The sequence below is a fragment of the Candidatus Pantoea gossypiicola genome, assembly GCF_008632075.1.
In the GTDB taxonomy this organism is placed as follows: domain Bacteria; phylum Pseudomonadota; class Gammaproteobacteria; order Enterobacterales; family Enterobacteriaceae; genus Pantoea; species Pantoea gossypiicola.
Genome location: NZ_VWVM01000004.1, coordinates 158,847 through 185,846, shown reverse-complemented (window position 1 = coordinate 185,846; position 27,000 = coordinate 158,847). Strand labels below are relative to the sequence as shown.

Below are 27,000 nucleotides of genomic sequence, written 5' to 3'. Positions count from 1 at the left end.
TCATTCGATGTGGAAACTTGCCACGGCCTCCGTTTCGGCCATCGACAAAACCAGCGACTGCGCCCGGATACAGCTTTTTCCGGCGGGCTGGTTCGGTTCGCCCAAAGGTGGCCAGCGCTGGTACATGGATGCCGCGCTCGCACAAAACCTCATTGATGAGGCCGCAAAGCGCAAAAACGATTACCAGTTTGATTATGAGCACCAGTCCCTGAACGCCCCGCGTGCCACCGGACCGGTGCCCGCCTCCGGCTGGTTTAAATCACTGAGCTGGGTCGAGGGTCAGGGGCTGTTTGCGGACGTGAAGTGGACGGCGCGCGCCGCCTCGCTGATTCAGGCCGACGAGTATCGCTATGTTTCGCCAACCTTTCGCTATGACGAAAAGGGAAACGTGCGCGAGCTGGTCAATGCTGCGCTCACCAATATGCCGGTACTCGACGGGATGCGGCAGGTCGCTGCGTCATTAATGTTTTTTGATAACGGAGAACAACCCATGAACGAAAACCTGCGACTTGCACTCTGCGCCATTATGGGGCTGGACAGCAAGGCAGACGAAAGCGCCATTCTGGCCGCCACCGAGTCGCTGCAGAACGGCGCGCTGAAAACCGCGAACTGCTCCAGCGTCGCCGCGCTGATTGAAGCGCATAACGCGCAGCTGCAGGAGAAGGATCAGGCCATCCAGGAAGGAAAAACGCAGATTGCCGCGCTCTCCGTTCCCGGCCAGCAGAGCGGCAACCCCGATCCGACAAAATTCGTGCCGGTGGCGGTGGTTGACGATCTGCGCACCGAACTGGCCTCACTGTCCTCACAGGTTCAGGGCGACAAAGTCGATGCTCTGCTGACCGCCGCACTCAGCGATGGCCGTGTATTTAAGGGGGCTGATGAGGAGGTCATGCGCGAGCTGGGCAAAAGAGATTTTGCTCTGCTGGAGAAAGCGATCAGCGTCCGTAAGCCCATTGCCGCACTGAGCAGCCTTCAGACTCAGGGTATGCGGCTGGACACCAAAGGTCAGCCTGCCCCGGAAGCATCAGCAATGGCGGTATGCAGCCAGTTCGCTGAGTTCGGTGGCATTGATGAGAAGGCATTTGCTGAAGACTACGCGAAGGAGATGGGTTATGCCGCTGACTGATGAACAGAAAACCGATTTTGACGCCCCTTATCGCGACGGCGAACTGACCCCGGTGCCAGTTGCCAAAGGTGAACTTATCCCGGCGGGCACTATCGTCTGCATCAATGCGAAAGGCTTTGCGGTAAGTGGTCAGGCTGCGACGGGCCTCACTTATGCCGGTCGGGCCGAAGAGCGCGCAGATAACACGGGTGGTGATGACGGTTCGATCCTTGTTCTTGTGCGTCGTAAAAAAGCATTTCGCTGGCTGAATGACGGCACTATCACGCAGGCCATGCTCGGCCAGCACGCCTTTGTGCTGGATAACCGTACGCTGAGCGGCAGCGATGGGAGCAAACCTGCATCCGGCAGCACCCCGGCAACGGAGGCCACGATGTCAAAGGCCGGAAGCATCATCCTCATCGAAAGCGATGGCGTGTGGATTGAATAAGGAAGGAATGTCCCATGATTTTAAATAAAGCCAATATTGTGGCGCTCTTCGTCGCCATTAAAACCACGTTTAACAAGGCGTTTGACGCCGCACCCGCGCAGTGGGACCAGGTGGCGACGCTCGTACCGTCCACCACCCGCCAGAATGATTACACCTGGCTTGGCCGCTTTCCGCGCCTGAGAAAATGGATTGGCGACAAAGTAGTGCGTGCCCTGGCGCAGCACAACTATACGCTGGTCAACGATTCTTACGAGGCGACTGTCGAGGTGGACCGTGACGATCTGGATGATGATCAAATCGGTATCTATGCCCCGCAGGCGCAGGATGCGGGCTTCAGCGCCAAGCAGTGGCCAGATGAGCTGGTCTTTGACGTGCTGAACCGCGCTTTTACGGAAAAATGTTATGACGGCCAGCCCTTTATTTCAGCTAAGCACCCCAATGGTAAGGATGAAGATGGCAAGCCGGTTACGGTAAGTAATCTGGGTACCGCGCCTCTTTCTGCGGCGTCGCTTGCGGAGGCTAAGGCGTCTTATGGTGCGGCTCGCACTGCACTGCGCAGTATGAAAGATGTGGAAGGTCGACCGCTCAACGTGCGACCGACGCTGCTGGTTGTACCACCGGCGCTTGAGGATACCGCTAATGCCCTGATGACGGCTGAGCGTCTGGATGACGGCAAAGCCAACATTTATAAAGGCACCGTAAAAGTTATGGTCGTGCCGTGGCTGACCAGCGACACCGCCTGGTTCCTGATGGATACCACCCGCGCCATTAAGCCGCTTATTTTCCAGCAGCGTAAAAAACCGGTGTTTGTTCACAGCAGGATCTGAATAACCCGGACGTCTTCATGCGCAAAAAACTTAAGTTTGGCGCAGAGGCGCGCGGCGCGGCGGGCTATGGCCTGTGGCAGATGATCTACGGCTCAACCGGTAAAGGTGCCTGAAATGCGCTACGCCACCCCGGATAACTACATCGCCTATTTTGGTGAGCGGGATGCAGTGGGTGCGTCAGCGCAGCGCGGTAAAGCGGTCCCGGACAGGGATCGCCTTACCTACCATCTGGAGGGGGCCAGCGCGCGCATCGATGCCTATATCGGCGCGCGCTACCGCCTGCCGCTGACCGACGTGCCGCAGGCGCTGCGCGATTACTGCTGTGACATTGCCCGCTACCTTCTGACCGGAACAGAACGCACCTGCACGGAGGAGATCCGCCTGCGCTATGAAGACGCTATCGCCTGGCTGAAGCTGGTTGCCACCGGCAAGGCGGGCATCGGCACCAACCCGGAGAACGGCGCAAGCGTCGACGGCTCCGCGCCGGACGTGTTCTTTTATTCCGGGGGCGAAGACCTCTGGAGCCGCCGCAACACCAACGGAGGCTGCTACTGATGGTCACTATTACCGCCATTGAGAACGCCATCTGTAACCGGCTTCGTGAGGGGCTGGGTGGCATGGCGACGGAGGTCGTGAGCTGGGACGTGATGACCGACGACGTCGGCATCATTCTCAGCACCCTGCCGGGCGTATTTGTCACCTTTAATGGCATCACGGCCAGCCAGGCGCATGACACCCGCCGCACCCGCTATAAAGTGGCGGGCCGCTTCTCCGTCTTCGTAGCTGACTGCAACCTTCGTGAGAACGAAGCCGTCCGTCACGGTGATGTCAGGGACGACGAGCCGGGCTGTTACCGGCTTATCCGGGCGGTGCGACGCCTGCTGACAGAGCAGGATATGGGGCTGGAGATTCAGAAGCTGCGCCCGTCCGTGGTCCGGATGGTTAACGGGAAGGTTTTTGCTGAAGAGGCGGTGGCTATGTACGAGTGTGTTTTCGACACGATGTGGTTTGAGGATGCACTGGAAAACCGCCACTGGCCACAGGCACCGGCGGACGAGTCCGACCCGGATCATGACTTTGTGCGCTGGGCTGGCCGACTTGATACCCCATACCCTGATCACGTCACCACCCACGCGGACTACATCCGTGACGGTGAGGTAGTCGCGGAAGACACACTGAACACTCTGCCAGCGGAGAATAACGATGCAGACAGTTAAGGTCATTGCCCGTAAGGGCGTGTGCGTGCCGCTGGAGAACAGCAGCCGCGAGTACATCACGGATGGCAGCGCCGTGGATGTGGTGTTGAGCACCTACTACCGCCGCCGCATGAACGACGGCGACCTGCAGCTGGCACCGGCCACCCCGGCAAGGCCCGCGCAGGCCGACAGCGACGAGCCGGTGGTGCAGCGCGCTGCCGACGCTAAAAAGGAGAGCTGAGTCATGGCTGATACCGACGAGATTTCGACCACGACCCGCGTGCCGGGCACCTACGTCAATTACAACTTCACCAACGGCTCCCGCACGCTGGCCACCGACGACCAGTACGTGGTGATTCTGGCGCAGCGTCTTGACACGGGCACCGTGAAGGCGCTGGTGCCGACCGACGTCTACAGCAGCGATGAGGCGGCGCAGTACTTCGGTCACGGCTCACAGGCGCACCTGATGGCCGCCGCAGCCATTCGTGCAAACAGCAATATTCAGCTGGCCATCTGCGCACTGGACGACGACAAGGCGGGCGTAGCCGCAACCGGCGCGCTGACCCTGAGCGGCCCGGCAACCAGTTCCGGCCAGGTGCGCCTGCAGGTGGGGGATAAAACTGTCGCCGTGGCCGTGAAGAACGGCAGCACCGCCAATGCCCTGCTGCAGAGCCTGCATGAGGCGATGGCGGCAGAAGCTGACCTGCCGGTCAGGGCGACTCTCGACAGCCCGGCAGGCAAAGGCACCACTCTTATCCTGACCGCGAAGAACAAAGGCGCGTGCGGGAGCGAGATCGGCCTGTCGCTGACCATCACCGCGACCGGCGTCAGTGGTGTGCTCAGTCCGATGGCGGGCGGTGAAGGTAACCCGGACGTGACGCTGGCGCTGACCGCCATTTACAGCGCCGGTCACACGCTGATTGTGATGCCGTACAGCACCACCGATGCCCTGAGCGCCCTGTCAGAGCATCTGGGGAACGTGTCCGGCCCGATTGAGCAGCGCGGCGCGGTCGGCGTCACCGGCTGGAACGGCACGCTGGCTACCGGCACCACACTCACCACCGCCAGTAACGCCGCGCGCATTACCACAGGCTGGCATCCGGCCTCGGTGCTGAGCAACGGCATTCTGGCAGCGGTGTACGCGGCCATCATTGCCGCTGAGGACGACCCGTCTGAGCCGCTGGACAATGCCGTGCTGACCGGGCTGGACGTCACGCCGCAGGCCTCATGGCCGATGCGCACCGAGATGGAGAAGGCGCTGCACAACGGCCTGTCACCATTTGAGGTGGTGAACAGTAAGGTGCAGCTGACGCGCGCCATCAGTAATTACGTGAAGAACAGCCAGGGTATTGACGACCCGACCCTGCTCGATATCAACACAATCCGCACCCTGGATTACGTGCGCAAGGCGTGGCGCACCCGTATGTCGCAGCGCTTCCCGAACGGGGGCAAGCTGACCGACCGCCGTCTGCTGCAGATCCGCTCGGAGACGCTCGACGTGCTCTATGCGCTGGAGCGACTGGAGATGGTGGAGAACGTCGACACCTATAAGGACCAGGTGGCAGTCACACGCAACGCGCAGGACGACACCCGTGCTGATACCACCATTCCGGCCCCGGTCGTACGCGGACTGCACATCCTGACCGGCACCATTTATCTGTATTAAGGAGCGCAGAGCATGAGTGACGTATACGTCGGCCCGATTGTGCTTGAGGTCAACGGGACCGAGATTGAAATTGTGAGCGTCAACCCGACCATCGATACCGGTCGCAAACTGGTGAAAACCATGAACTCCACCGGGCGGGCAAAGGGGCATGTGAACGGCATCGCTACCTACAACCTGACGCTGGAGGCGGTCATCCCGAAAACCGGCACCATTGTCTGGGAAAACATCGTGGACGCCAAACTGACCCTGTATCCCGAAGATGCCGCCAGCGGTGGCCTGACCAAAACCTACCAGAACTTTACCGTCTCGACGGTGGGTGAACAGTACAGCGTCGACAACGAGGCCCGCATCAGCATCAGCGGCTTCGCCCTTAACTGCATTGAGGAATAATGATGAACGGAAACAAAACCATCAGCGGCACGCTGGATATCGGCATTGAGTTCAGCGGCCAGCTGCACCGCGACTTCACCCTGCGCCTGCCCACCGTGGGCGATGAAATCGACGTGTCGGAAGATGACAGCATCCCTGACAGCGGCTTTCGCGTGGCGGTTATTGCCCGCAGCCTGACCGCACTGGGCACACTCCCGGCTGAGCAGATCACCTATAAGCTGCTCCACGACGAGCTGAGCAGCAGTGATTTTGCCATTCTGGTGAAGGCCGCTGACGATCTGAAAAAAAAGCGCAAAGAGATGAGCGCCAGCGTCATCACTTCCGCTGTCTCTGTCTCCGGCTCGGACAGTACGGCTGGACCGAAAGCCAGCTCCGCGCGCTTAACGCTGTAGAGCTGCTGGGGCTGACCGATGCCCTCGATCACGTTCAGGACCCGAAGGCCTGGCTGAAGAAGCAGCGGGGCCAGAATGTCCGCTTTGTCAGCAGGCGGCGCGACAAAAAGCGCCGCCGCCATTCCCGCAGGAAATAACCTATGGCAGGTCCGTTCGACACGCAGATTGGCATTGGTGTTAAGGACAACGCCACCGCCGGTATTAAAAGCATCCGCAATGAAGTGACGCGCATGCAGGAGGCGCGCGAGCGCCTCGGCGTGCAGAGCGAGCACAAAATCCGTCGTGCCATCCAGCAGACCGAAGCCTCTCTGAACCGCCTTGCCCGCAGCGGCACGCTCAGCGCCGCTGAGATGTCCCGCGCTCAGGAAAAAGCAGCCGCGAAAATTACCCGCCTGCAGAAGGAGATGGCCGAAGCCGAGGTGCGCAGCTATACCAGCCGCAACGCCGCCCGCGAGGCTTACATGGCGCTGGGAATCCGCAGCGAGCACGAGATTCAGCGTGAGATCCAGAAAACGACAGCCGCCTATAACCGGCTTGAGCGGTCCGGCGTCCTGTCCGCAACTGAGCAGAAGCGCGCCTATGAACAGATGACCTCAACGGTCGGCAGGCTGCGCCGTGAGCTGGGGGAGACCGAGCGCACCCAGAGTCGTCTGACCAGCACATTTAAGACCATCGGCGGCATTGCTGCCGGAGTGTCGGGCGCAGCTATGGTGCTGGGACGCCCCATTGGCCAGCAGCGTGATTTTGACAGCGAGCTGCATCAGGCCAGCAACTTCCTTTATCGCGACAAAAACAGTGCAAGCGAACGCTTAGCCGGAGTCGATGCCCTCAGAAATAATGTCTATGCTGCGGTGGAATACGGCGGCGGCGACCGACAAAGCGCGCTGGCGGCTTCTGAGGTTATGGGCCGCTCTAAGATGGGCACCAGTGATGTTTACGGCGCACTCCCGGAAGTGATGAAGGTCAGCACGGCAACCGGGGCTGACGCATCGGACGTCGCTTCGCTGATGACCTCAACCTACAACTTTGGTTTTAAGGGTGAACAGGCGCGCGCCGCGCTTGATGCGGCCACCACAGCCTCACAGCACGGTAAGGCAGATGTGTCATTGCTGGCGCGAGAAGCGCCACGCGGTCTGGAGAACGCACGCGGTGCGGGCTTTACGGGACAAAAGGGCTTTGCGGATGTGATGGCGCTTTATGAAGTTGCCTCTTCCATCGCCGGTAATGCAGATGAAGGTGCGACTAACACCAACGATCTGATCACCGAGTTGTCATCCACCAATCTGAACAACAGCGCAAAGCGGGTCAGAATCAACGGGCATCGTCTCGACTTTCAGGGCATGGCAACACACGACGCTGAGCAGGGTCACAATGCGCTGTATACGTTGGAGCATCTTGTCAGGGCTGTTGACAGACATGATCCTAAGCTACTGGCGCTGAATAAAAAACTCTCTGCAGCCAGCACCCCTGAGCAGCGCACAAATATTCAGCGCGCTATCGATGAAGAGCATCGCGACAATATTGGCAAGTTCCTGCATAACCAGCAGTCAGCCAATGCTTTTCTGGGCTATGAGCGCAATACGGATCAGTTTGACGCCATATCAAAAGACGTTGAGAAGCAGTTCAGCCTTAAGCCCGGACAGCGCTCAACAGACATTGATTATGCCGTTATGCAAGACACGGCCAATTATAAATCTCAGCAGCTCAAGACGCAGGATGAGAAAGCCAGTGATGCAGCCACAAAGACCCTTTCTGATGTTCTGGGAAATATTGAGTTAAAGGCAGCAGAGCTGGCCGAAGAATTCCCGAAAGTGGCGACCGCCGCGAAAGGTGCGGCCATTGCGCTATCCACGGTTGCAGCTTTTGGTATCGTCAAGGGCGGCGCTGACCTGCTTACCGGCGGCGGCAAAGGCGGCGGGCTGCTGGGGCGCATACGTGGGAACCCAGGGGCAGTGGCTGAAGCGGCTGAGGATGCAGCTGAGGCGACGGGCGGGAAACCGGGATGGCTTAAGTCTCTCGGACGCTGGCTTATTAAAGGTGGTCGCACACTGGGTGGTGCAGCCGTTAGCGGTGGAAAAGGCTTGGTCACTGATGGCCTGATTGGTAACCCTCTGGCAATGACTATTGCCGGACTAATCATCCCCTCCGACACCGTCAGCGGCAAGAATGAGTCCGCCGAACTGGCGCGCCTCAAAAACCACAATCAGGGTGTAAACGCCCGTCAGACCTCAGCTGAAGCACTCAGCTACCTGCAGAACTGGAACGGCGAGAAGAAAACACCCGGCGGTCAGCCCGTTCTGCAGCTTCCCGCGCAACCCGCGCCTGTGGTGAGCGTCAATGTCCACGTCGACGGGCAGCAGCTGCTGTCATGGTTCCAGACGCATGTGGACCAGAACGCCCGGAGGCACGGCGCATGACAGACTTTATTTCCCAGCTCGCTGCGCTGGCGGGCATTGATACCCTGATGCAGGCATCCTTCCGGGGCGTTGAGTTTGACTGCCTGGCCACCCGCGACACGCTGGCACGTACCACCGTTAACTATGCATACCCATATCACGACGGCGCAACTGTCGAGGATCAGGGGCTGAACCCGGTCAACTTCCGCATTACCGCCTTTCTCTGGGGTCATGACTGGAAACAGCAGTTAAAGGCGCTTATAACCGCGTTTAAATCCAGCGGCCCCGGCGAGCTGATCCACCCGGTCTACGGTTCGATCCCGCGCGCGCAGTTTCTGGAAGCGGGCATTGAGAAGCAGGCCGAGACAATGGACGCCGTCACCGTCGAGCTGGTGTTTATTGAGTCCGGCGAGGAGCAGGCGCTGTTCGCCGCTGCGTCAGCCGATCAGGCCGCACAGAGCATCACCTCAACCGGCAGCAGCCTGCTCGACAGCGCCGCTTCGGCCTTCAGCACCGCCATGACCGACCTGCGCACGCTGGAAAACGGCGTTGAGCGCATCAACACCATCGTCGCGGAAGGCGAGTACGTGCTCGACAGTGTGCGCGAAGAGATTCAGAGCACCGCCGCCAGCGTCAGCAACCTGCTGGATACGCCCGCCGCGCTGGTCAGTGACTTAAAAAGCCTGGTCAGCACTTTCAGCGATACGCTCACCCTGACCGGCACCGGCGTTACCTCCGACTGGCAGCAGGTAACCCGTCTGGCGAAGCACGTCGTCAGCTACCCGGCGAAGTACGTTCAGAATCGCAGCGTCACCAGCATCACAAAGCCGTTTCGGCTGCCATTGAGTCAGGTCACCGCCGTGCGCGACAGCGACACGCAGCTGGTGACGCGCACCGTCCGCCTGGTGGCCGTGAGCGAGATGGCTGAGGTTGCGGCCACTGTTCTGCAGAACGAGGCCAGCACGCCGTCGCTGACCAGCACCCAGATTGAGCAGGTCACCGGCAACGTGCGTGCCGTGATTGTGGAAGCCCTGACCGGCCAGCGTGCCGCGCTGCAGACCCTTGAGGCACAGGCGCGCGCCAGCGGCCTGACCTCCGACGGTCGTGTCCATGTCGCTATTATCACGCACCTGCAGACGCTGGCCCTGACCCTGCAGCGGCAGGCCGTGTCGCTGATTCAGCAACGCCCGCCGCTTATCACCCGCACCGCCACGCGCCGCACCAGCCTGCACCTGCTGGCCTTTGAGTGGTACGCCGACGCCAGCCGCGCCGGAGAGCTGCTGCGTCTGAATCCATCCCTCGGCAACCCTAATGATATTCAGCCCGGAATGACTCTCTATGCCTACGCAAAATAACGCCACAGCAAAAAACAGCCGTAACACAACCAAGGCAGCCGATGAGCGCCTGACCCTGACCGTGGGCGGCGTAACCCACAGCGACTGGGAAAGCGCCAGCGTCGACAGTTCTTTTCTGACACCAGCGGGTGCCTGGTCGCTCCGCATCGGTCTTAACGAGGCCCGCCCACCCGCTGATGTCCACCCCGGCGCGCGCGCCGTCCTGAGTGCGGGCAGCGATATTCTGATGACCGGGCTGATTGATGACATCAATCACGACGTTACCAATGGCCGGCACGTACTCAACCTCGCCGGTCGCGACAACGCCGGTGCGCTGGTTGACTGCTCCGCACCGATATTTACCGCCGAAAACATGACGCTGGCTGAGGTGATAAATAAAATCGTGAAGCCGTCTGGCATCACGAAAATCGCCATTCATGCCGACAAAAGCACCGCACCGAAGAAGTTCAGCATCCAGCCGGGCCAGACCGCCTGGAGTGCGCTGATGAACGTCGCCGAGGTTAATGGCCTCTGGCCGTGGATTGCCCCGGACGGTACGCTGATTATCGGCGGCCCGGACTACAGTGCCGCCCCCGTGGACTCGCTCGTGATGCGGAAAGACGGCACCGGCAACCTGCTGCAGCTCGGTAAGCTGACCAGCATCGCCGGTCGTTATTCGCAGGTGACCGTCCTCTCCCAGGGGCACGGCACGCCCGAGCACAATGGCGTGCACAACCGGCACGGCACCGCGACGGATACCGGCATGACGCTGTACCGCCCCTTTATCGAGGTGATGGGCGACACCGACACCGACGACATGGCCACCGCCCGCGCCCGCAAAATCCTCTCGGATTCCCGCCTGAAGGCGCTGACCATTACGGCCACCGTCCGGGGCGTGCGCACATCCGGCGGAACAGCCTGGCAGCCCGGCCAGCGTGTGGCGGTCAGAAGTGACATTCACGACATCGACGCAATCTATTTCATCATGGCCCGCACCATCCGCTGCGGGCGCGGCCAGGAGCTGGTTACCACGCTGACCCTGAAAGAGGACGGCATCTGGACGCCGGATGCATACCCGCGCTCCCGCCATAAGAAAAAAGGGAAACAGCAGGTGCCGACCTATCACACCTGGGAGGAAATTAACTGATGGACGTCACCGGCATCATCAACCGGCGCATCGCCACTGCGCTGGCCAGCATCCGCAGACCTCTTCGCGCAGTTATCTCGCGCATCACCACTGAGGGCGGTGTGATGACCGCCCAGCTTGACGGGCTGCAGGGCGAGACTCTGCAGGCGCTTGAGGTGTTTCAGCATTTCGGTATCACCTCCGTGCCGCCTGAAGGCGCAATGGCCATCATCCTGCCTGTCGGCGGGGACACCAGTCACGGCGTGGTCGTGGCTACAGAGCACAGTGAATACCGCATTCAGTCCCTGAAGCCGGGCGAGGTGTCCATCTACAACAGCGACGGGGCCAGTATTACACTGAAGAACGGCAAAGCCATTCACATGGCGTGTGATGCATTCACTGCAGACTGTAAAACGTGGAAAGTGACCGCCAGTGAGTCAGCCGAATACGACACGCCGGACTTCTCCACCTCACAAAACGCCACCGTCAAAGGGCTGCTCACCGGCAGCGGCGGCATGAGCATTTCAGGTGATAACGGCAGCGGCGCGACGGCCAGCTTTGCGGGCAGCATCAGCCATACCTCCGGCTCGATCAGCTCCCTCAGCATCAAAATTAACGGCGTCGAGGTTGATAAACACATCCATCCCACCCCGGACGGCGATTCCGGCCCGATGCAGGCGGGTTAATCCCGTCCGGCCCTTAGCCCGGCGCAGCACTGCCGGGCCATCTCCGCACCCATATCCCGCTCCCGCACTAAAACCTCCCGTCACAGACAGACCACCACTCCACCCCCGTAACGGGCGCACCTCACGCGCGCGCGATAGTCTGCCCGGCATGGACAGAATGATTGATCCGGCTACAGGCGACTATAACGGTAAACGCACTACCGGCCTGGAGAACGCCGTACAGATGCGCCTGAAGACCCCGCTGGGAAGCTGGCTCTTTGATAAGGATTTGGGATCGAAGCTGCATCTGCTGCCCCGTAAGGATACGGAGCAGACCCGCGCGCTGGCTGAGCAGTACGCCTTTCAGGCGCTCTCGCCGCTCATCACGGACGGTCGCGCGACGGCGATCTCGGTCACCGCAACCCGGAAGCTGCCGGGCTGGCTCTCTCTTTCTGTCCGCATTACGCAGGCCACGGGTGACGTGGCCACGTTTGAACATCCGGTGAAGGTGAGCTGACATGCCGTTAACTATCCCGTCACAGGACGACATCGCCGGAAATTACCTGGATGAGGTCAGCAATCAGCTGCCGGATGCGGATGTTTACTCCGACAGCGACTACCGGGTGCGGGCTAACGCCACAGCCTCAGCGCACTGGGGTCTGTACCAGTACGTTGCATGGGCGCTGCGTCAGGCTTTCCCGGACACAGCGGACACGGAGTATCTGGAGATGCACGCCCGCCTGCGCAGTCTGACCCGCAAGCAGGCCACCGCCGCAGGCGGCAGCGTCACGCTGACCGGTAAGGCGGCAACCACTGTAGCGAGCGGGCTTCAGTTCCGGGTTAAGGGTAATGACACTCTGTACCAGACCACTGAGGCGGGTAAGACCGGCAGCGATGGCGCACTCACCGTGGCCGCGAAGGCCACCACTACCGGCACGGCGGGCAACCTGACCGCAGGCAGTACCGGTACGCTGGTCTCCGCGCCATCCGGTATCGACAGCGCCGTGACGGTTGTCACCATGACCGGCGCAACGGACACCGAGACCGACGACGAGCTGCTGGCACGTCTGCTGGACGTGATGCGCCAGCCACCTGCGGGTGGCAACGCCCACGACTACAAGGTCTGGGCCGAGTCGGTGAACGGCGTCAGTGGCGCTTACGTGTTTCCGCTGCGGCGCGGGCTGGGTACGGTCGACGTCGTCATCACCGCGACCGGCGGTCTGCCGTCAGCCGAAACCCTGAAGGCCGTGCAGGACTATATCGACAGCGTCCGCCCGGTCGGTCCGGGTGCGGCGGGCTGCAAGGTGCTGGCTCCCACCATCAAAACCGTGGACGTCACGGCGGCGGTCGGCATCAGTGAGAGCGTCACCTTTGATGCGGTACAGGGCGCAATCACAACCAGCCTCAATACGTGGTTTAACGCGCTCATCCCCGGTCAGGAGGCGATACGCAGCCAGATGGGTGCGCTGATTTCAGACGTCGATGGCGTGCTGGATTACGAGCTGGCAAAACCCACCGCCAACGTCACGCCGACCGTGGACGAAAACACCGTCGAGTGGGTAAGGCCGGGCACGTTTACCTTCACTCAGCTGCAGGAATAGCGCGCGTGACCAGAGACGATTATTACAGTCTGCTGGCGCAACTGTTACCGCCGGTGACCTACGATGCCTCGGGTGAGCAGCTGAGCGCCGAACTCAGCGCCGAGGCAAAACTACTCGCTACAGTGGATGCGCTGATATCCGGGCTGGTCAGCTCCACCGATCCCAATCTGGCCACGCTCACGCTGCCGGACTGGGAGCGGGTTTACGCGCTGACCGTGAACGACAGCGACACCCTGCAGCAACGCCGCGCCAGAGTCATGGCCGCGCTGGCTGAGGCCGGGGGACTGAGCCGCCAGTACTTTATTAACCTGGCAAAAGCGCTGGGCTATGACATAACGATTGATGAACCAGACGATCCAAAGTGGCGCTGGATAGTGAACGTGAACGGTGCACCTGAGCGCGTGTGGTATTTCCGCGTGGGTGAATCCGTTGTCGGCGACCGTCTGGAAGAAACAGGCGATCCCGACCTTGAAACCTTATTTAAACGTTTAAAACCGGCGCATACCGAGTGCCTGTTTAAATATTCTGAGGGCAGCAATAAATGAAACCCTTAATTGATCCGATTAATACCGACGACGGCCAGTTTCACGGTCGAGATAATCAGACCGGGCAATTAGCCACTATCGTCACGCCGGTTTATATGAACGATACGCAGGGTGCAACCCGCAGCCTGCAGCGAGAAGTCATCAGCATATTAACTGCCGCAGGCATTAAGCCCGCCGACGCAACTAATGACCAGCTTTTAAATGCGCTGAAATCCCTGTTTCTGGCAGAAGACGACAGCCGCGTCAGCGGTGCGCTGCAGAAAGATAAAAACCTGTCCGATCTGATCGACTCAGCCAAAGCCAGAGAAGCCCTTTCGCTTGATAAGGTCGGTAACTGGGTTGCCGTCCAGCAGGGCGGAGGCACTGGAATGTTAACCAATAAGGTTTATGCGGGATGGAACGGCAAAAAACTCATTGCCCAAGTAGATTCTTCGCCAATGGGCGCGCTGTTTTACGAGAAAAACCCGCCCACGGCCGCTGACTGTAACGCTTTTCCGGCAGAGGGTGGCACTGTTGGTAGCAAAGGCGTTACCACTCCGTTTTTGTTCGCCAACGGGCACGGCGCTCCTCTGAATCAGCAAGGCACCTGGATTGAATGGAATGAAACCAATGGCCAGGGAGAATCCGCGTTTATCAATAATAAAGGTTCGGGATCGGGCGGGTTCAATTTTCGCATTGTAAACAGTGACAATACGAAACAGAGCGGTGAAGTGTCCATCAGTGGTAACGGAGAGATTTACGAGAATGGGCGGCGAGTTTACAGTCCGGCCAACTGCCCCTTTCCTGTGGGTTATGTGATGCTGATGGGCAACGGAACCGACCCGAATGGGCTTTTTCCGGGAACGACCTGGCAATATCTTAATGGTACTGGCTATGACGGTCGCGCCATTGTGCTGGGTACTGACCCACTGGCAGTGGGCGGGAGTAATACGGTAACGCTGGCAGAAGCACACCTGCCACCACACCGGCACGCAGGCGGCGCTACAGGTGATGCTTCCACTAAACCCGATGAGGGTGCAGGACAGTGGGGAACGGGTCGATTTGGTACGGATGCCAAAGGTGGTTATGCCCTGATGCAGACCAGTGCAGCAGGATCAGGCCAGGCATTCAGCGTACAGAATGAGTATGTGCATCTTCTGGGCTGGATGAGAACAGCCTGACCAAATAGATTTAATACGCCAAAGCTCTGCGTAAGCTGGATCTCAGCAGCGTCAGCGATGAGACGGGATATAGCGCAATTATCTGACCAGATAAACCGTAAATAACGGTTAAAAAAAGCGCCCCAGTACGGGCGCTAATGGGTTCGGAGTTTCAATTATAATTATATATAGAGCGGTCCAAGAGAATAACTGATTCAGACTAAATGCTGAATCAACCAGAATCATTAATTACATCCTAAATTTAGCGAGCTGATTCCATGAAAATACTGGCATGGCTGCGCACGTTCTTTACCCGTAAATCCAAAAAGGAAAACACCATGAGCACAATTAATATCACCGGCAATATCCAGAAAGCCGCTATCAATCAACTGCGCAGTAAAGTGGTTGTTGATGGCATTCTGGCCGCAATCTATACCGGCCCGACTAAAGATGATGCCACTGCTGCTGCGGCTGATTTCGTCAGTCATCTGTCACTCAGCGATGAGGCATCCGTGCGCACCGCCTGCGGTGACAACTTCGATAAGATCCAGTCGGCATTTGCCGACCAGGCTCAGGGCATTGCTGAGAAACTGGCCGACGCCGTCATTGATGCGGACAAAGCTGAAGTAGAACAGCAGGTGCAGACTTATGTCGATAATCTGCAATATAAACACAGCATCGACGATGGTCAGGATGCGGTAAACGCGGGACAACCGGCTGAAGCGGTTTAATCAACGCGATAAGTCCGGCCATCATGCGCCAGTTAATCTGGCGCATTTCTCCGTTATTCAGAGGGTTTTCAGGTGAAGCTATACAGCAATTAAGAGTTAATAATTATTGGGCGTTATCATGCTCTGTGCTCGGCCCGTAAAGATTGCATGGACCAGATAAACAGAAATCACTTCTCTATGAGTGGCATCGATTTGGCCAGCAAGAGCGAAGCCGTGCGCATGCTTGAGTTGCTTGAGTTGCTTGAGTTGCTTGAAGTGCAGACTAGGCTGACTCAGGCGCTGCAGGAAATCGAGCCTGAGTATCAGTCGGCTCTTAACATTTACCGTGAAACCATATCCGGCCATACAGATAATACTGACTGAAAATACAGGTATGCCGGATCTATTCAACTTACTTCATCAGGCTAAAAAGCTGTAATCACTGAGGGATTCCACCGCTCAGAAAGCTGATGAATTTTTCATGAGATGAAAGGTGTTCGCGATGGCGGATATTAAGAGAAATGCAGGCCCTGTTTCTGGCAGGATTGAACAGCGAACAAAGCGGGATACTGTCGAACTCCTCAATCAAATCAAGTCTTACTTTAATCTCCGTGAGGGTAAGTTCATGCATGCTGTCAAGAAGTTTACCATAGCGTTTAGCCTGTTGCCTTGCTGCTTCGGCTTTCTTACCATATTGCCACGCAACCCGGCAACCACTGAGTATTGCTATTACAAGTCCGAGCAGCCAGCTGAACTGATTAGACCCCGAAACAATGGCACCCAGAATCAGCATTGTTGCGTTCATGGCAGTTTCAGTGCGCCGATTAAGAGTTTCAGTCATTATCTCAAGCCAGTAGCAATACCAGATGCGATAATGATAATCATATTCAGTTGGCTGGTTTTTCATTTAGGTGTTACTCCTGTTCGTTATTATCCCTGTCATCCGGTGGGGCTGGTTTATGCAGCGCGTGGCACGGCACAGCTCCATCGAATGAAGGGATCATGGTAGCAGTCCATAATCCGGACTCTTCAGTTTCGTCTTTATCGTTCATGGTTTACTCCTGAGGTGGTAATTTTTCGCCCCCGCTCCTGCGAAGAAAAGAGGCGAAAAAACTGTACCACTAAAATCCCTAGCCGGGCAGGGATAAAGCCCGGCATTTCATTTAATTGCTGTATTTTCATATAAAGGATTGTATATGAAAAAAGTGATTGGCCATTTACCATTTGTTTAATGAGGTTGTGAGTTTCTTGATAAATCTGACTGCAATTGTTTTACGGCTCCGTGATGGTATTCTCTTGTTGCCACCTCAAGTCCTTTAGCTTGTAATCTCAGACGGCCCACACACAGGAATGGCTCATCGTCACAATAGCGAATGGCTTCGGGATGAATCAGGTCTCTCCGGATGAGTTCGCTTATGTTGATCAACATTACGAACTCATTAACATCGTCAAAGCAGCTCAAATATTGTTTTGCTGTCATTGGGCGGGGATGAAAAATTGACAATGCCCTGAGAATATCCTTCTGTAGCTTAACCGACAAAAGTTTGTCACCCATTTATCTAATACCTCCCGATAGATATAAGCTTTCCTATTAAATAGTGAAAGCAATTCAGTTAAAGTTCATTAGTGCTTAGCGTAAAATTTATACCTGTATGATTATATTGAATTTTTATCTGTAAACCATTACCGGTAATCAACAAATTTCGAATGTCAGTGTCAGTTCAGCGAGAGACAGGAATTTAACCCCGCCGCAGCTAGGAACATCTGTCTTTTTGATTAGCCCTCGTTTAACCAGAGCCTCGATGTTTTCAGCCATTACTTGCTCGCTGTAACGTGCAAAAGCGGTGAAATACTGTTTCCCGGTAAGAGGATCGGGATAAGCAATTGCAAGCGCAGTGAGGATTTCTCTTTGAATTTGCTCCGTGAGTAGTCTTTTTTTCAATTAAATTCCCTCTTATTCAACAGACATACATAAATGATGCGACTTCAGCTCAGCTGTGAAAATGATCAATATCACATTAATCAGACTGAACGATCAATTATGCGATACTGATCGTTATAAGTGATCAATAAGGCTAGGCTTTGTGATATTGGAGGGACAAGGATGGACTTGAGAAAATTACGGAATCGGTTACATTTCGATCAATTTGAAAGCTATTTGATACAGCGACACAGCATAAAACCTGAATCAAATACTTTCCAAATCAGTATCAAATAATTTTTCGCGCTACACGAACTGCCCGGCGGTGTACTGGTTGATCGACTCGATGTAGTCATTGAGCTGGGTGATATGAATTTTGATGCCATATTTGCTGGCCCATTTATCAATGATCTTCTCATTGCTGATGGTGCCCCACGGCATCCAGCCCGCGTAAATGGTCCAGCAGATGTTGAACTCTTTTTTGACGGCGGCGAAAGACGGCGCGCTGACCAGCAGCGTCAGCGAAAGAATCAGCGTCAGGAGGGGGGATTTCTTCATGGTTGACCTCTGGTTGGCACAAAAAACGGGAGCAGCGCAGGACACCAGATGGTGCCGCTGTCTCCCGGGCTTTTGTCCCGCCGTGTAACCTCGCAGAGGTCGCCAGCTCTCGGACCAGACATTCACCTGCGTGAACCGGAACCCTAGCCAGCTATTTGCTATCAATGTGTCATACGCTGCTTACTGCTAAGACTTCAGCAAATGGCGTGCCAGAAATTAAAGCAAGCCATATCAGTAAGGTAGACAGGTTCTGGCACAGAAAGCACCGGGATGGTGAACCAGCAACGGGCATTGCACATAATCAGTGCTGCGGGGGGGATAAGGGCGATTTGCTCAATTAGTCTCTTTTTCTACCTGCTGCTTTCCCAAAATAATGCCCCAGACCGTGACGCGCATCACCCATCGCTATATAATCCAATGCATAACGATTTTCGAGGATAGTTAATGAAGCGCTTCTGGCAGGTATGCACACTCGGCTTACTGATATTTCTTCCGCTCTCTTCCCACGCATCACGCCACTTCACCGATCAGATTGGCCGCCAGGTTACGATTCCTGACCACGTTGACCGCATTGTTGTGCTTCAGCATCAGACGCTGAACCTGCTGGTGCAGATGAACGCCACCGATAAAATCGTCGGGGTGATGGCGAACTGGAAGCAGCAACTCGGCGACGGCTATGCCCGACTGGCACCTGAGCTGAACCATATGGCTACGCTTGGCGATCTGACGCACGTTGATCCGGAGAAGCTGGTGGCGCTGCATCCGCAGGTGGTATTTGTCACCAACTATGCCCCGCATGAGATGATCGACAGGATTACCGCGCTGGGGATCCCCGTCGTGGCTATCTCGCTGCGTCATGGCCTGCCGGGTGAACAGGACAAAATGAACCCGACCCTCGCTGATGAGGAAATGGCCTATGACAAAGGTCTGCGCGAAGGCATTACGCTGATTGGCGAGATCGTCAATAAACCCGCCGAAGCGAAAGCGTTGATTGACGCCACCGATCAGGGTCGCAAAATCGTCAGCGACCGTCTGAAAGATATACCTGCGGAGAAACGTATTCGCGCCTATATGGCCAATCCGCAACTGACTACTTATGGTTCCGGGAAATATACCGGTCTGATGATGCAGCATGCGGGAGCGGTTAACGTTGCTGCGGCGACCGTGAAAGGATTTAAAACCGTGTCGATGGAGCAGGTGATCGCCTGGGATCCGCAGGTGATTTTTGTCCAGGATCGCTATCCTTCTGTCATCAATGAGATCAACAGTTCGCCGCAATGGCAGGCCATTGATGCAGTAAAAAATCATCGCATTTATCTGATGCCTGACTACGCAAAAGCCTGGGGCTATCCGATGCCGGAAGCGATGGGGCTTGGCGAACTGTGGATGGCAAAAAAACTCTACCCGCAGAAATTTCAGGATGTCGACATGAACAAACTGGCTAACCGCTGGTATCTGCGTTTTTATCGCACCCCTTATCAGGGGCCAGAGTGATGCAGGTACTGGCGGCGGGCAGCCTGAAAGGCGTCTGGCCAGCACTAATGGCGTACTTTCCGGAGCCGGTTGAAACCCATTTTGGTCCCGCCGGCCTGCTCCGCGAACGGATTGAGGCCGGTGAGTCGTGCGACCTCTTTGCTTCAGCCAGTGAGGATCATCCGCAAACGCTGCTGGCTGCCGGACACGCGCTGTCAGTCATGCCGTTTACCAGCAATCGGCTCTGCATTACGGTGCGCAGCGATTGTCTTCTGCCTGGGGACGACTGGTTCACATTGCTCACCCGTGACACGCTGCGAATCGCCACGTCCACACCAGGTACCGACCCGTCGGGTGACTATACGCAGGTTCTTTTCTCCCGGATGGGTAATGCCGGTGAAGCGGTGCGCCAGCGCGCCCTCCCGCTTGTGGGCGGGCGAGACTCACCAGCAATTCCCGCTGGCAGGCTGGCAGCGGAGTGGATTATTCAGGCGGATATGGCGGATCTGTTTATCGGCTATGCCAGCTATCGGGCAGCCCTGAGTCGGGCTGCCAGGCTGACGGTTGTTGATATTCCGGTGGCTGTTAATCCTGTTGCACGCTACGCCTGTGCGGTCATCACGCCAGAGGCACAAAGGCTGGCGACGTTCTTAGGTTCAGAGCAGGCAAAAGCGGTATTGCGGGATGCGGGATTTGGTTGTGAATAAAAAGCGTTCTTGCTATTACTTTTCGCCCCGTCAGCCTGACGCTTTGGGGGCGAAAAATCGAATCAGAGCTTAGCGAAATCCACGTTAAGCTTATGACTGATGTGTTCCGCCTGTTCAGTGGCTTTGTCGCCCTCACCTGTCAGAATAAAAGCGATGGCGAAGGCGAAATCAAACGCCGCGCCCAGATCCTGTCCACTCAGCAGATTGCCATCTTTCACAACGGATGCGTTAACGTAAACGCCATCGGTCACTCCCTCTGAAGAGATGCCGGAACTCACATAACGGCGTCCCTTTAAAAGTGAGTGAGGTGCCAGTACTCTGGCCGCTGCGGAACAGATTGGGCAGACCAGGCGACCGGCTTCATCATGTCGCCGAATAAAATCAATCACCGCAGCATTCGCTGACAGATTTTTGCTGCCGTCCGGGCCGCCTGGCACAATCACCGCATCAAACAGCCGCTCGCGATTCTCCTCCAGCAACTCATCAGCCACGACCTTAACCTGATGGTAGCTGGTCACTTCCCTGTAAGGCTGACAGGCCACAGTGGTCACGCGAATGCCAAGACGTGAAAGAATATCGAGCGTGATAATGGCTTCAGCTTCTTCAAAACCGGGCGCGAGCAGCAGGGCAACGTTCTTATCCATGAAAAAATCCTTTTACATTGTGGGTATGGATGGAGCAAAGAACGTTCATCCTGGTCTGTGCAGGCACACCGTTTACTGATCCGAATCAAAGCCGGGCGGGTTTATTTCAGGGTTAAACAGCGGCAGCGGAAACACTGCCGTCATGAGTTATGACAAAAGCCACTACTTAAAACTCTTCAGGTTCTCCCGGCAGCGGCTCGGTTAGTTCCTGCCCTTTGACACCGGCATAAGTGATCACCAGTTCAGCGGGTTCATCCAGAGTGTAACCACGATGCGCGCTGTTGACCGTTTCATTTAGCGCTTCACCTGCTGTGAACGTGCGTTGTTCGCCGCTCTCTTTATCCTCAACAATCAGTGTGCCGGAAAGAACAAACGCCGCATTTGGCATCGGGTGGGTGTGCCAGGGCAATGACGTGTGGGCAGGCAGTGACAGTCGCATCACTGTCAGTTCAGGTTCGCCGGTGGGATAAGCATTAATTACCTCACCGTTCCAGGCCTGGCTGCTGCGCATCACTTCGACCGCGTTAATCTCGTTATCCTGTTTTGACATGGTTAATCCCTGTTGTTACTCAATAGAATGCCAGTAGTGACCGAGCAGTAAGCGTAGAAGAAAATGGCGCTGATGCAGACAATACAAAAAAATAGCGGGAATGACCGGGTCAGCAGAGTAGATGGTTAATTAATGTCCGAAATTTGCTCTGCGGTTATAAGATATATTCCACCGTCAGTACGCAACCTGTGCGTTCTGTATTATCTTTGAAGCCATCTACTATCTGAGGGATTTCTGATAATGAAAGGTCTGTTTACGGCATTACTCGCCAGTTCTGTTTTATTATTATCCGCCTGCTCTAAAGACGACGATAACAAAGTCAAAGTAGCAATTAACACCGGGCCGGATGAAGCAATCTGGCAGGTAGTACAGCAGGTTGCCAAAGATAAATACAAGCTCGATGTCGAAGTCCTGAATTTCAATGATTATGTGCTGCCAAATGAAGCCCTGAATAACAAAGAGGTGGATGCCAACGCTTTTCAGAGCTTGCCTTATCTTGAAGACCAGTCGAAAGAGCGCGGCTATAAATTTGCGGTCGTAGGTAAGACTTTCGTGTTCCCGATTGCGGCCTATTCGCACAAAATCAAGAACATCAGTGAATTGCAGAATGGTGCGACTGTTACCATCTCTAACGAGGCGACCACGCTGGGACGCAGCCTGCTGTTACTTCAGGCGCAGGGTCTGATTAAACTGAAAGACGGTGTGGGTTATTTACCGACCTCGCTGGATATCATCGAAAATCCAAAAAATCTGAAGCTGGTTGAAGTGGATACGCCACAGCTTACCCGTACGTTAGACGATCCGAACGTCTCTTTATCCATCATCAATACCAACTTCTCGGCTCAGGCTGGATTATCAGCACATCGGGATGGCTTATTTATGGAAAGTGCCTCGTCGCCTTACGTCAATGCGCTGGTATCACGTGAAGATAATAAAGACAGTGACAAAATTCAGAAACTGAAGTCAGCGCTGCAGTCGCCGGAGGTCGCAGCAAAAGCGGAGGAAGTCTATAAAGGTGATGCCATTAAAGGCTGGTAAATCGCCCGTAATGGATTTTGAACGATCAAAAAAGGCCGCACTCTGATGCGGCCTTTTTCATATCTGCTTTTTCATCTGCACGTCTGTCGGCACGGTTGCGTGCAGGCGACCGTCAGGAAAGCCAGAGGGGAAGTTACGCAGCTGCACCTTTAGGCTGAGCAGAAAGATGCCCCGCCCACAGACTCGCCACCCATTTCACCCCTTTAGAGGTGAAGCGCGCCTGAGAAAAAGCGTGCTGGTTTTCACCGGTGCCGGTATGCAGCGTAAAGTAGCCCGCCTGCAGATGGTAGTGTTGCGGCGTCAGTGTTCCTTTGGCGCGGTACATGATGTTGCGCTCCAGCAGAAACTGGCGGAATTCTGGCTCTTTCACTTTCAGCATCTTGCAGAGCTGACGAAAGCCCAGCGAGTCGTCAACTTCTACGAAGCTATCAAAGAACGCTGCCTTGGGAGCCGAGAGGGCCAGCTGTTGCTCCGCCGCCTGACGCTGCTCGAACTGCTCAGCCCACGCGCGAGCCGCTTCAGCCGGATTGGTGAAGTCAGGCAGATGCGTGGTCTTTTCACGATCCTGCCAGCGGTCCAGCACTTCAGCCGTAAAGCCCGGAGAAAGACGCGCGACAGCCAGCAGTGAGTCACGCTTGCTGAGACGATACTCCTGACGCACTTCTCCATCCCGCTCGTAGTCATTCACTTTGAGTGGCTGAGAAAGACGCTGAGCCGTTTCCAGACTTTTGATTAACCGCTTCACTTCTCCGTGTGTAATGCCGGTCATCTGAGCCAGTTCACGGCTGCTCATTGTGACCGATTGTTCCAGAGATTTGAGGCTTTCAGTCGAAATCATCATGGGTTCACCCCTCGCTAACGCTACCAATACCCGGCGGGTAGTCCATTTATTATACAAACAACTGTTCAAATATCCAGTATTTTATTTAAGCAGTAACGTAAATGGAACCGGTTACGCAAACAAGGGAGCAGAAGGCGTTTTTCCAGTCTGGAAGGCGTGTTCATGGCGAGTAGATCGATGCCCGGTGTCCATTTCCTGCAGCCAGTAAGGCTTATGACGTCATCTGTTATTTACATATAATCACAATGATGGACACAGACTCTTTACATTGCAGTATAGTGAAGGCTCTCAGCAGGTTACTGACCTGCAATGCTCACTATTTTGATTCAGTGTGCTGAGGCTCAGTCTGGCCCGTTACCACTGAATGTTATCTATTACTGGAGTAAGTCATGCAGCCGTTGAAAGTCGCCTTTATCAAAGCTAACTGGCACAGCGAAATTGTTTCTCAGGTTCTGACCGGGTTTGAACAGGAACTGGAAAGTCGCGGTGCCTCATACGAGATTAAAACATGGGATGTTCCTGGCGCTTTTGAAATGCCGCTGCTGGCGCAACGTCTGGCACAGACTGGCAATTACGATGCGATTGTCTGTGCGGCACTGGTGGTGGATGGTGGCATCTATCGCCATGATTTCGTCGCTCAGGCGGTCGTGAGTGGTCTGATGCAGGCGCAGCTGACCACTAACGTGCCCGTCTTCTCCGTGTCACTGACACCTCACAATTTCCAGCCATCGGCAGAGTTCATCGACTTCTATACCCAGCACTTCGTTAAAAAGGGTCAGGAAGCGGCACGCGCTGTCTGCCAGATACACGCGCTCGATCTCTGATAAACCTGTAATCGATGCGGATAACGCATCTATCTGCGCCGTCGAGGAGAGAAAGTTGGAAAATTTACGCCCGCCTTTACCGCCCTTTACCCGGCCTGAACAGGCAATGGAAAAAGTACGGCTTGCCGAAGATGGCTGGAACAGTCGGGATGCTGAACGTGTCGCGCTGGCCTATTCGGCAGATAGCCGGTGGCGTAATCGCGATACCTTTCTGACAGGCCGGGCAGATATTGTCGCGTTCCTGCAGCAAAAATGGCAGCGGGAGCAGCAGTATCGGCTGATTAAAGAGTTGTGGAGTTTTGACCAGAACCGGATTGCGGTGCGGTTTGCCTATGAATGGCACGACGAGCAGCTACAGTGGTATCGCTCTTATGGTAACGAGAACTGGGCATTTGATGAGCAGGGCTTGATGACGCAGCGTTTTGCCAGCATCAACGACCTGAAAATCAGCGAAGAACAGCGGTTGTTTCACTGGCCTCAGGGTCGCCGACCGGATGACCATCCATCGCTGAGCGAGCTGGGTTTATAACAGGCATTTCCAGCGGAGAGCGCGGCTCTCCGCCGTTATTAACTCAGCCTTGCTCGCCCTTGTTCTCGACAAAGGTGGCTTTGTTGCGGGTGACCGTATAGGCCACTTTTTTGACATCTTCAGGTGACGTGGTCACTTCAACCGGCGCAATGGTGACACGGCCTAAACCAAACAGCGTCGGTACATACCCCCCGACCTGATGCTTGCCCGCCGGCACATGCAGCAGTTTGCTTTCACCATTCGGCAATCTGCCAGCGTCTTTGCCATCTACCGTCAGGAATACACTGGAGCCATCATCCGCGCGTGTCTTGATATGGGAGACGTCGATCTGCGTCGGACCAGCAGCAAATTCATCTGGTGCATCGCTGGCGGCGTGTTTTGCACAACCGGTCAGTACAGCAGCAGCCGTCATAACGGCGAGAGTAAAACGATAACGCATTGGGCACTCTTTCTCCTGATCATCAGAACCGATTATTTTAGCGGTTTGCAGGCCGGATGTAAGGGGGTGGGAAGTCAGCATGCTCTTAAAATGGACAAAACAGCGCTGCTTTTGCGGACTATTTACGTAAAGAATCTTTACTGAATAAATACACAGTCTTTTTATGATGAGTAATAGCGCATTTAACCTGCTGATCGCCCTGAATTTAACCTGTTCAGCAGTCAAGGTAAGCGCAGCGTAACGCATGCTGTTTTGCGCTTTTAACAGGCGTTACCCCTGTTAATTAACCTTTATAAGGTTCATAGTGGTTGTTCATCCCCGGCTAATCCCGGCGGCCTTTCCCTCAGCAGAGGGCACGATATGCAATTTCATACTACCGATACTGTTTGTGCGATAACCGGCACGCATCACGCGAATCTGAAACGCTGGATGAAGCAGGGATTACTGACATCACCGCAGAATGCAGACGAGTGGACCAATGCTCATCTCAGCGAAATCCATACTCTGGTTGGTTTAACGGCAACCGGCGCAACCCTGAATGAGATCAGGCAGGGTCAGCAGGACGCATCGGCAGTCCAGACCTATGGCTGGGCGGCGCGTAAAGGCGACATGCTCTGGCAGCTTGAATTTGGCACACCGCTGTCGCTTTCACGTCAGATGCACAACATGTCCAGTAACTACAGCGGCGATGATTTCATCATTAATCTGTTGCGGCCGTTGAGTGCCTGGCTCTATGCCGATCACCGTCAGGGCGCGTCACGACGTCTCGACCGTTTTGAGCAAACTGTTAAGCAGCAGGCGGACAAAGTGATGCGTATCTCATCGCGCAATAAATCGTCTGTTCCTCTGTTTCTGGAAGCGGTGAGCGTGCTCGATAAAACGGAGATCTGGCTGGAGGCTATTCGTCTGACGGCGATGGGCTTTAATGTCGCGGTTGACTCACGTGCCACCGGACAGCCTGCCATTAAAAGTGCCATCCATCAGCACCAGCATCATGTGATGTGGTGTGGTGCGGGAATCAGTCCGGTGATGCAGGACTATTTTGAACAACAGAGTCAGAAGGGTTTTCCGGTCATGCTCAGTGGACCTGATTGTAAGCTGCATTTTTCACAAACCTCCTCTTCCAGCGCTGCCTGATAGCAGGCAGCTTCTCTATTTCTTCGCTTTTTCTGCGCCAGTAAATAATTCTTTCCGTTAAGAATCTCTTAAGGTGTCTACGTATACTGGTGCCTCAACCTGACTCATTGACGAGACTACGATGAAAAAGACTTTACTGACCCTTTGCCTGTTGCCACTGACTTTCACCGCTGCGCATGCGGCATCTAATCTGACCGGTTGTGCCGCCAAAAAGCAGGAGATTGAGACCCAGATTTCCTTCGCCCGCCAGCACAATAACACCCATCAGGTTGCCGGCCTTGAAAAAGCGCTGCGCGAAGTTGATCAGAACTGCACTGAAGGAAGCCTGTTAAAGCAGCGCCAGGAAAAAGTGGCAGAGAAAAAGTTTAAGGTGCAGGAGCGTGAACAGGAGCTGGAAAAAGCAAAAGCGGAAGGACGCAGTGCAAGCAAGATTCAGAAACGCGAAGATAAGCTGGCAGAAGCGCGTGAGGAGCTGAAAGAAGCTGAACAGGCTTTGCATCAGTAAATCTCCCGGGCCAGCTTTTCAATACTGGCCCGCTATTTCTCTTCCCCCGCCCTCAGCAACATTTTTCATTGTAAACAGATGATTGGACTGCTTATTTGCTGCTCAATCCATTACTTAAGGTAATCCTTTAATTACTTATTCTCATGCACTTAATTGGTGCACCAAAGTCAATAAAGTTAAGACCAATTATTTAACTTTTTGAACGCCCTCAAAGAATTGAAAGATAGCGAGATCCTTCCTTATATGCAGTCCATACGCACCTGGAGCGCATTATTATTCGCCTTTAAGGGGCAT

The 27,000-nt window shown here is 55.4% G+C and carries 33 protein-coding genes, 2 pseudogenes and 1 riboswitch; of the genes and pseudogenes, 26 read left to right on the top strand and 9 right to left on the bottom strand.

Annotation, left to right across the window (positions count from 1 at the left end; translation table 11 throughout):
* The first annotated feature begins 7 nt into the window (after positions 1-7).
* The 19 genes and pseudogenes from F3I20_RS07125 to F3I20_RS07035 all read left to right on the top strand — a co-directional run bounded on the left by F3I20_RS07125 (position 8) and on the right by F3I20_RS07035 (position 15,924).
* Positions 8-1,126, top strand: coding sequence for a phage protease (locus tag F3I20_RS07125; RefSeq protein ID WP_150037375.1), 1,119 nt, complete (start codon positions 8-10; stop codon positions 1,124-1,126).
* Positions 1,113-1,553: a hypothetical protein gene (locus tag F3I20_RS07120; protein ID WP_150037376.1), complete on the top strand. Its 441-nt coding sequence runs from the start codon at positions 1,113-1,115 to the stop codon at positions 1,551-1,553. The genes F3I20_RS07125 and F3I20_RS07120 overlap by 14 nt, the downstream gene beginning before the upstream one ends.
* Positions 1,554-1,567: 14 nt before the next feature.
* Positions 1,568-2,493: pseudogene (locus F3I20_RS07115) on the top strand (Mu-like prophage major head subunit gpT family protein).
* 1 nt (position 2,494) lies between these two features.
* Positions 2,495-2,935 (top strand): gp436 family protein, encoded by a 441-nt coding sequence (locus F3I20_RS07110; RefSeq protein ID WP_150037377.1) that lies wholly within the window; start codon positions 2,495-2,497, stop codon positions 2,933-2,935.
* Positions 2,935-3,597, top strand: coding sequence for a phage protein Gp37 (locus F3I20_RS07105; RefSeq protein WP_150037378.1), 663 nt, complete (start codon positions 2,935-2,937; stop codon positions 3,595-3,597). Before F3I20_RS07110 ends, F3I20_RS07105 begins: the two co-directional genes overlap by 1 nt.
* On the top strand, positions 3,584-3,817 hold the full coding sequence (locus tag F3I20_RS07100; protein WP_190286026.1) for a hypothetical protein: 234 nt from the start codon (positions 3,584-3,586) through the stop codon (positions 3,815-3,817). Before F3I20_RS07105 ends, F3I20_RS07100 begins: the two co-directional genes overlap by 14 nt.
* Positions 3,818-3,820: 3 nt before the next feature.
* A complete protein-coding gene (locus F3I20_RS07095; protein WP_150037379.1) occupies positions 3,821-5,242 on the top strand; it encodes a phage tail sheath C-terminal domain-containing protein in 1,422 nt (473 codons plus the stop codon).
* A gap of 12 nt (positions 5,243-5,254) precedes the next feature.
* Positions 5,255-5,632: a phage tail protein gene (locus F3I20_RS07090; protein WP_150037380.1), complete on the top strand. Its 378-nt coding sequence runs from the start codon at positions 5,255-5,257 to the stop codon at positions 5,630-5,632.
* Complete coding sequence (locus tag F3I20_RS07085) at positions 5,632-6,024, top strand: phage tail assembly protein (protein ID WP_150037381.1); 393 nt, start codon at positions 5,632-5,634, stop codon at positions 6,022-6,024. The genes F3I20_RS07090 and F3I20_RS07085 overlap by 1 nt, the downstream gene beginning before the upstream one ends.
* A 140-nt stretch (positions 6,025-6,164) precedes the next feature.
* Positions 6,165-8,441 (top strand): phage tail tape measure protein, encoded by a 2,277-nt coding sequence (locus tag F3I20_RS07080; protein ID WP_150037382.1) that lies wholly within the window; start codon positions 6,165-6,167, stop codon positions 8,439-8,441.
* Complete coding sequence (locus F3I20_RS07075; protein WP_190286027.1) at positions 8,438-9,775, top strand: DNA circularization protein; 1,338 nt, start codon at positions 8,438-8,440, stop codon at positions 9,773-9,775. Before F3I20_RS07080 ends, F3I20_RS07075 begins: the two co-directional genes overlap by 4 nt.
* Positions 9,759-10,901, top strand: a complete 1,143-nt coding sequence (locus F3I20_RS07070) for a phage baseplate assembly protein (RefSeq protein ID WP_150037384.1) — start codon at positions 9,759-9,761, stop codon at positions 10,899-10,901. Before F3I20_RS07075 ends, F3I20_RS07070 begins: the two co-directional genes overlap by 17 nt.
* The gene (locus tag F3I20_RS07065; RefSeq protein WP_150037385.1) at positions 10,901-11,566 is read left to right on the top strand and encodes a phage baseplate assembly protein V; all 666 of its coding nucleotides are present in this window, start codon (positions 10,901-10,903) and stop codon (positions 11,564-11,566) included. The genes F3I20_RS07070 and F3I20_RS07065 overlap by 1 nt, the downstream gene beginning before the upstream one ends.
* Positions 11,567-11,723: 157 nt before the next feature.
* A complete protein-coding gene (locus F3I20_RS07060) occupies positions 11,724-12,062 on the top strand; it encodes a phage GP46 family protein (protein ID WP_150037386.1) in 339 nt (112 codons plus the stop codon).
* A gap of 1 nt (position 12,063) precedes the next feature.
* The gene (locus tag F3I20_RS07055) at positions 12,064-13,146 is read left to right on the top strand and encodes a baseplate J/gp47 family protein (RefSeq protein ID WP_150037387.1); all 1,083 of its coding nucleotides are present in this window, start codon (positions 12,064-12,066) and stop codon (positions 13,144-13,146) included.
* Between the two features lie 5 nt (positions 13,147-13,151).
* Entirely contained in the window at positions 13,152-13,691 is a 540-nt protein-coding gene (locus tag F3I20_RS07050; RefSeq protein WP_190286154.1) for a YmfQ family protein, read from the top strand.
* Complete coding sequence (locus tag F3I20_RS07045; protein ID WP_150037389.1) at positions 13,688-14,851, top strand: hypothetical protein; 1,164 nt, start codon at positions 13,688-13,690, stop codon at positions 14,849-14,851. Before F3I20_RS07050 ends, F3I20_RS07045 begins: the two co-directional genes overlap by 4 nt.
* 317 nt (positions 14,852-15,168) lie before the next feature.
* A complete protein-coding gene (locus F3I20_RS07040; protein WP_150037390.1) occupies positions 15,169-15,561 on the top strand; it encodes a hypothetical protein in 393 nt (130 codons plus the stop codon).
* A gap of 177 nt (positions 15,562-15,738) precedes the next feature.
* Positions 15,739-15,924, top strand: coding sequence for a hypothetical protein (locus F3I20_RS07035; protein ID WP_150037391.1), 186 nt, complete (start codon positions 15,739-15,741; stop codon positions 15,922-15,924).
* A gap of 55 nt (positions 15,925-15,979) precedes the next feature.
* On the opposite strand, the gene F3I20_RS07030 is transcribed toward F3I20_RS07035, so the two are convergent.
* The 5 genes and pseudogenes from F3I20_RS07030 to F3I20_RS07015 all read right to left on the bottom strand — a co-directional run.
* Positions 15,980-16,447, bottom strand: a complete 468-nt coding sequence (locus F3I20_RS07030; RefSeq protein WP_150037392.1) for a hypothetical protein — start codon at positions 16,445-16,447, stop codon at positions 15,980-15,982.
* Positions 16,448-16,454: 7 nt separating this feature from the next.
* Positions 16,455-16,592, bottom strand: a complete 138-nt coding sequence (locus F3I20_RS23870) for a hypothetical protein (RefSeq protein WP_190286153.1) — start codon at positions 16,590-16,592, stop codon at positions 16,455-16,457.
* Positions 16,593-16,768: 176 nt separating this feature from the next.
* Positions 16,769-17,095 carry a hypothetical protein gene (locus F3I20_RS07025; protein ID WP_150037393.1) on the bottom strand — a complete coding sequence of 109 codons (327 nt, stop codon included), beginning with the start codon at positions 17,093-17,095 and terminating at the stop codon, positions 16,769-16,771.
* Positions 17,096-17,233: 138 nt separating this feature from the next.
* Complete coding sequence (locus tag F3I20_RS07020; RefSeq protein ID WP_150037394.1) at positions 17,234-17,482, bottom strand: hypothetical protein; 249 nt, start codon at positions 17,480-17,482, stop codon at positions 17,234-17,236.
* 291 nt (positions 17,483-17,773) lie between these two features.
* A pseudogene (locus F3I20_RS07015) lies at positions 17,774-18,019 on the bottom strand (putative urea ABC transporter substrate-binding protein); the annotation flags it as partial.
* 59 nt (positions 18,020-18,078) lie between these two features.
* Positions 18,079-18,177, bottom strand: a riboswitch (guanidine-I (ykkC/yxkD leader).
* A gap of 286 nt (positions 18,178-18,463) precedes the next feature.
* Between F3I20_RS07015 and F3I20_RS07010 the strand changes: the two are divergent.
* A complete protein-coding gene (locus F3I20_RS07010) occupies positions 18,464-19,513 on the top strand; it encodes an ABC transporter substrate-binding protein (RefSeq protein WP_150037395.1) in 1,050 nt (349 codons plus the stop codon).
* Positions 19,513-20,199, top strand: a complete 687-nt coding sequence (locus tag F3I20_RS07005) for a molybdate ABC transporter substrate-binding protein (RefSeq protein WP_150011773.1) — start codon at positions 19,513-19,515, stop codon at positions 20,197-20,199. Before F3I20_RS07010 ends, F3I20_RS07005 begins: the two co-directional genes overlap by 1 nt.
* 62 nt (positions 20,200-20,261) lie before the next feature.
* Here the strand turns inward: F3I20_RS07005 and F3I20_RS07000 are convergent, their stop codons facing one another.
* A complete protein-coding gene (locus F3I20_RS07000) occupies positions 20,262-20,843 on the bottom strand; it encodes a DJ-1/PfpI family protein (RefSeq protein ID WP_150011511.1) in 582 nt (193 codons plus the stop codon).
* A 166-nt stretch (positions 20,844-21,009) separates the two neighbouring features.
* Complete coding sequence (locus F3I20_RS06995) at positions 21,010-21,393, bottom strand: cupin domain-containing protein (RefSeq protein ID WP_150011513.1); 384 nt, start codon at positions 21,391-21,393, stop codon at positions 21,010-21,012.
* A gap of 240 nt (positions 21,394-21,633) precedes the next feature.
* Here F3I20_RS06995 and F3I20_RS06990 point away from each other — a divergent pair, with 240 nt between their 5' ends.
* Positions 21,634-22,431 (top strand): MetQ/NlpA family ABC transporter substrate-binding protein, encoded by a 798-nt coding sequence (locus F3I20_RS06990; RefSeq protein ID WP_013196271.1) that lies wholly within the window; start codon positions 21,634-21,636, stop codon positions 22,429-22,431.
* Positions 22,432-22,564: 133 nt separating this feature from the next.
* Here the strand turns inward: F3I20_RS06990 and F3I20_RS06985 are convergent, their stop codons facing one another.
* Positions 22,565-23,272: a phage antirepressor KilAC domain-containing protein gene (locus F3I20_RS06985; RefSeq protein ID WP_013196273.1), complete on the bottom strand. Its 708-nt coding sequence runs from the start codon at positions 23,270-23,272 to the stop codon at positions 22,565-22,567.
* Between the two features lie 389 nt (positions 23,273-23,661).
* Between F3I20_RS06985 and F3I20_RS06980 the strand changes: the two genes are divergently transcribed.
* Positions 23,662-24,096, top strand: a complete 435-nt coding sequence (locus tag F3I20_RS06980; protein ID WP_033735722.1) for a 6,7-dimethyl-8-ribityllumazine synthase — start codon at positions 23,662-23,664, stop codon at positions 24,094-24,096.
* 55 nt (positions 24,097-24,151) lie between these two features.
* Positions 24,152-24,625, top strand: coding sequence for a nuclear transport factor 2 family protein (locus tag F3I20_RS06975; protein ID WP_147788855.1), 474 nt, complete (start codon positions 24,152-24,154; stop codon positions 24,623-24,625).
* A 43-nt stretch (positions 24,626-24,668) separates the two neighbouring features.
* Here F3I20_RS06975 and F3I20_RS06970 read toward each other — a convergent pair whose 3' ends face one another.
* Positions 24,669-25,064: a hypothetical protein gene (locus F3I20_RS06970; RefSeq protein ID WP_150011515.1), complete on the bottom strand. Its 396-nt coding sequence runs from the start codon at positions 25,062-25,064 to the stop codon at positions 24,669-24,671.
* A 360-nt stretch (positions 25,065-25,424) separates the two neighbouring features.
* Between F3I20_RS06970 and F3I20_RS06965 the strand changes: the two genes are divergently transcribed.
* Complete coding sequence (locus F3I20_RS06965) at positions 25,425-26,201, top strand: MerR family transcriptional regulator (RefSeq protein ID WP_150037396.1); 777 nt, start codon at positions 25,425-25,427, stop codon at positions 26,199-26,201.
* A gap of 121 nt (positions 26,202-26,322) precedes the next feature.
* Complete coding sequence (locus tag F3I20_RS06960) at positions 26,323-26,706, top strand: DUF1090 domain-containing protein (protein WP_150011519.1); 384 nt, start codon at positions 26,323-26,325, stop codon at positions 26,704-26,706.
* Positions 26,707-27,000: the final 294 nt, after the last annotated feature.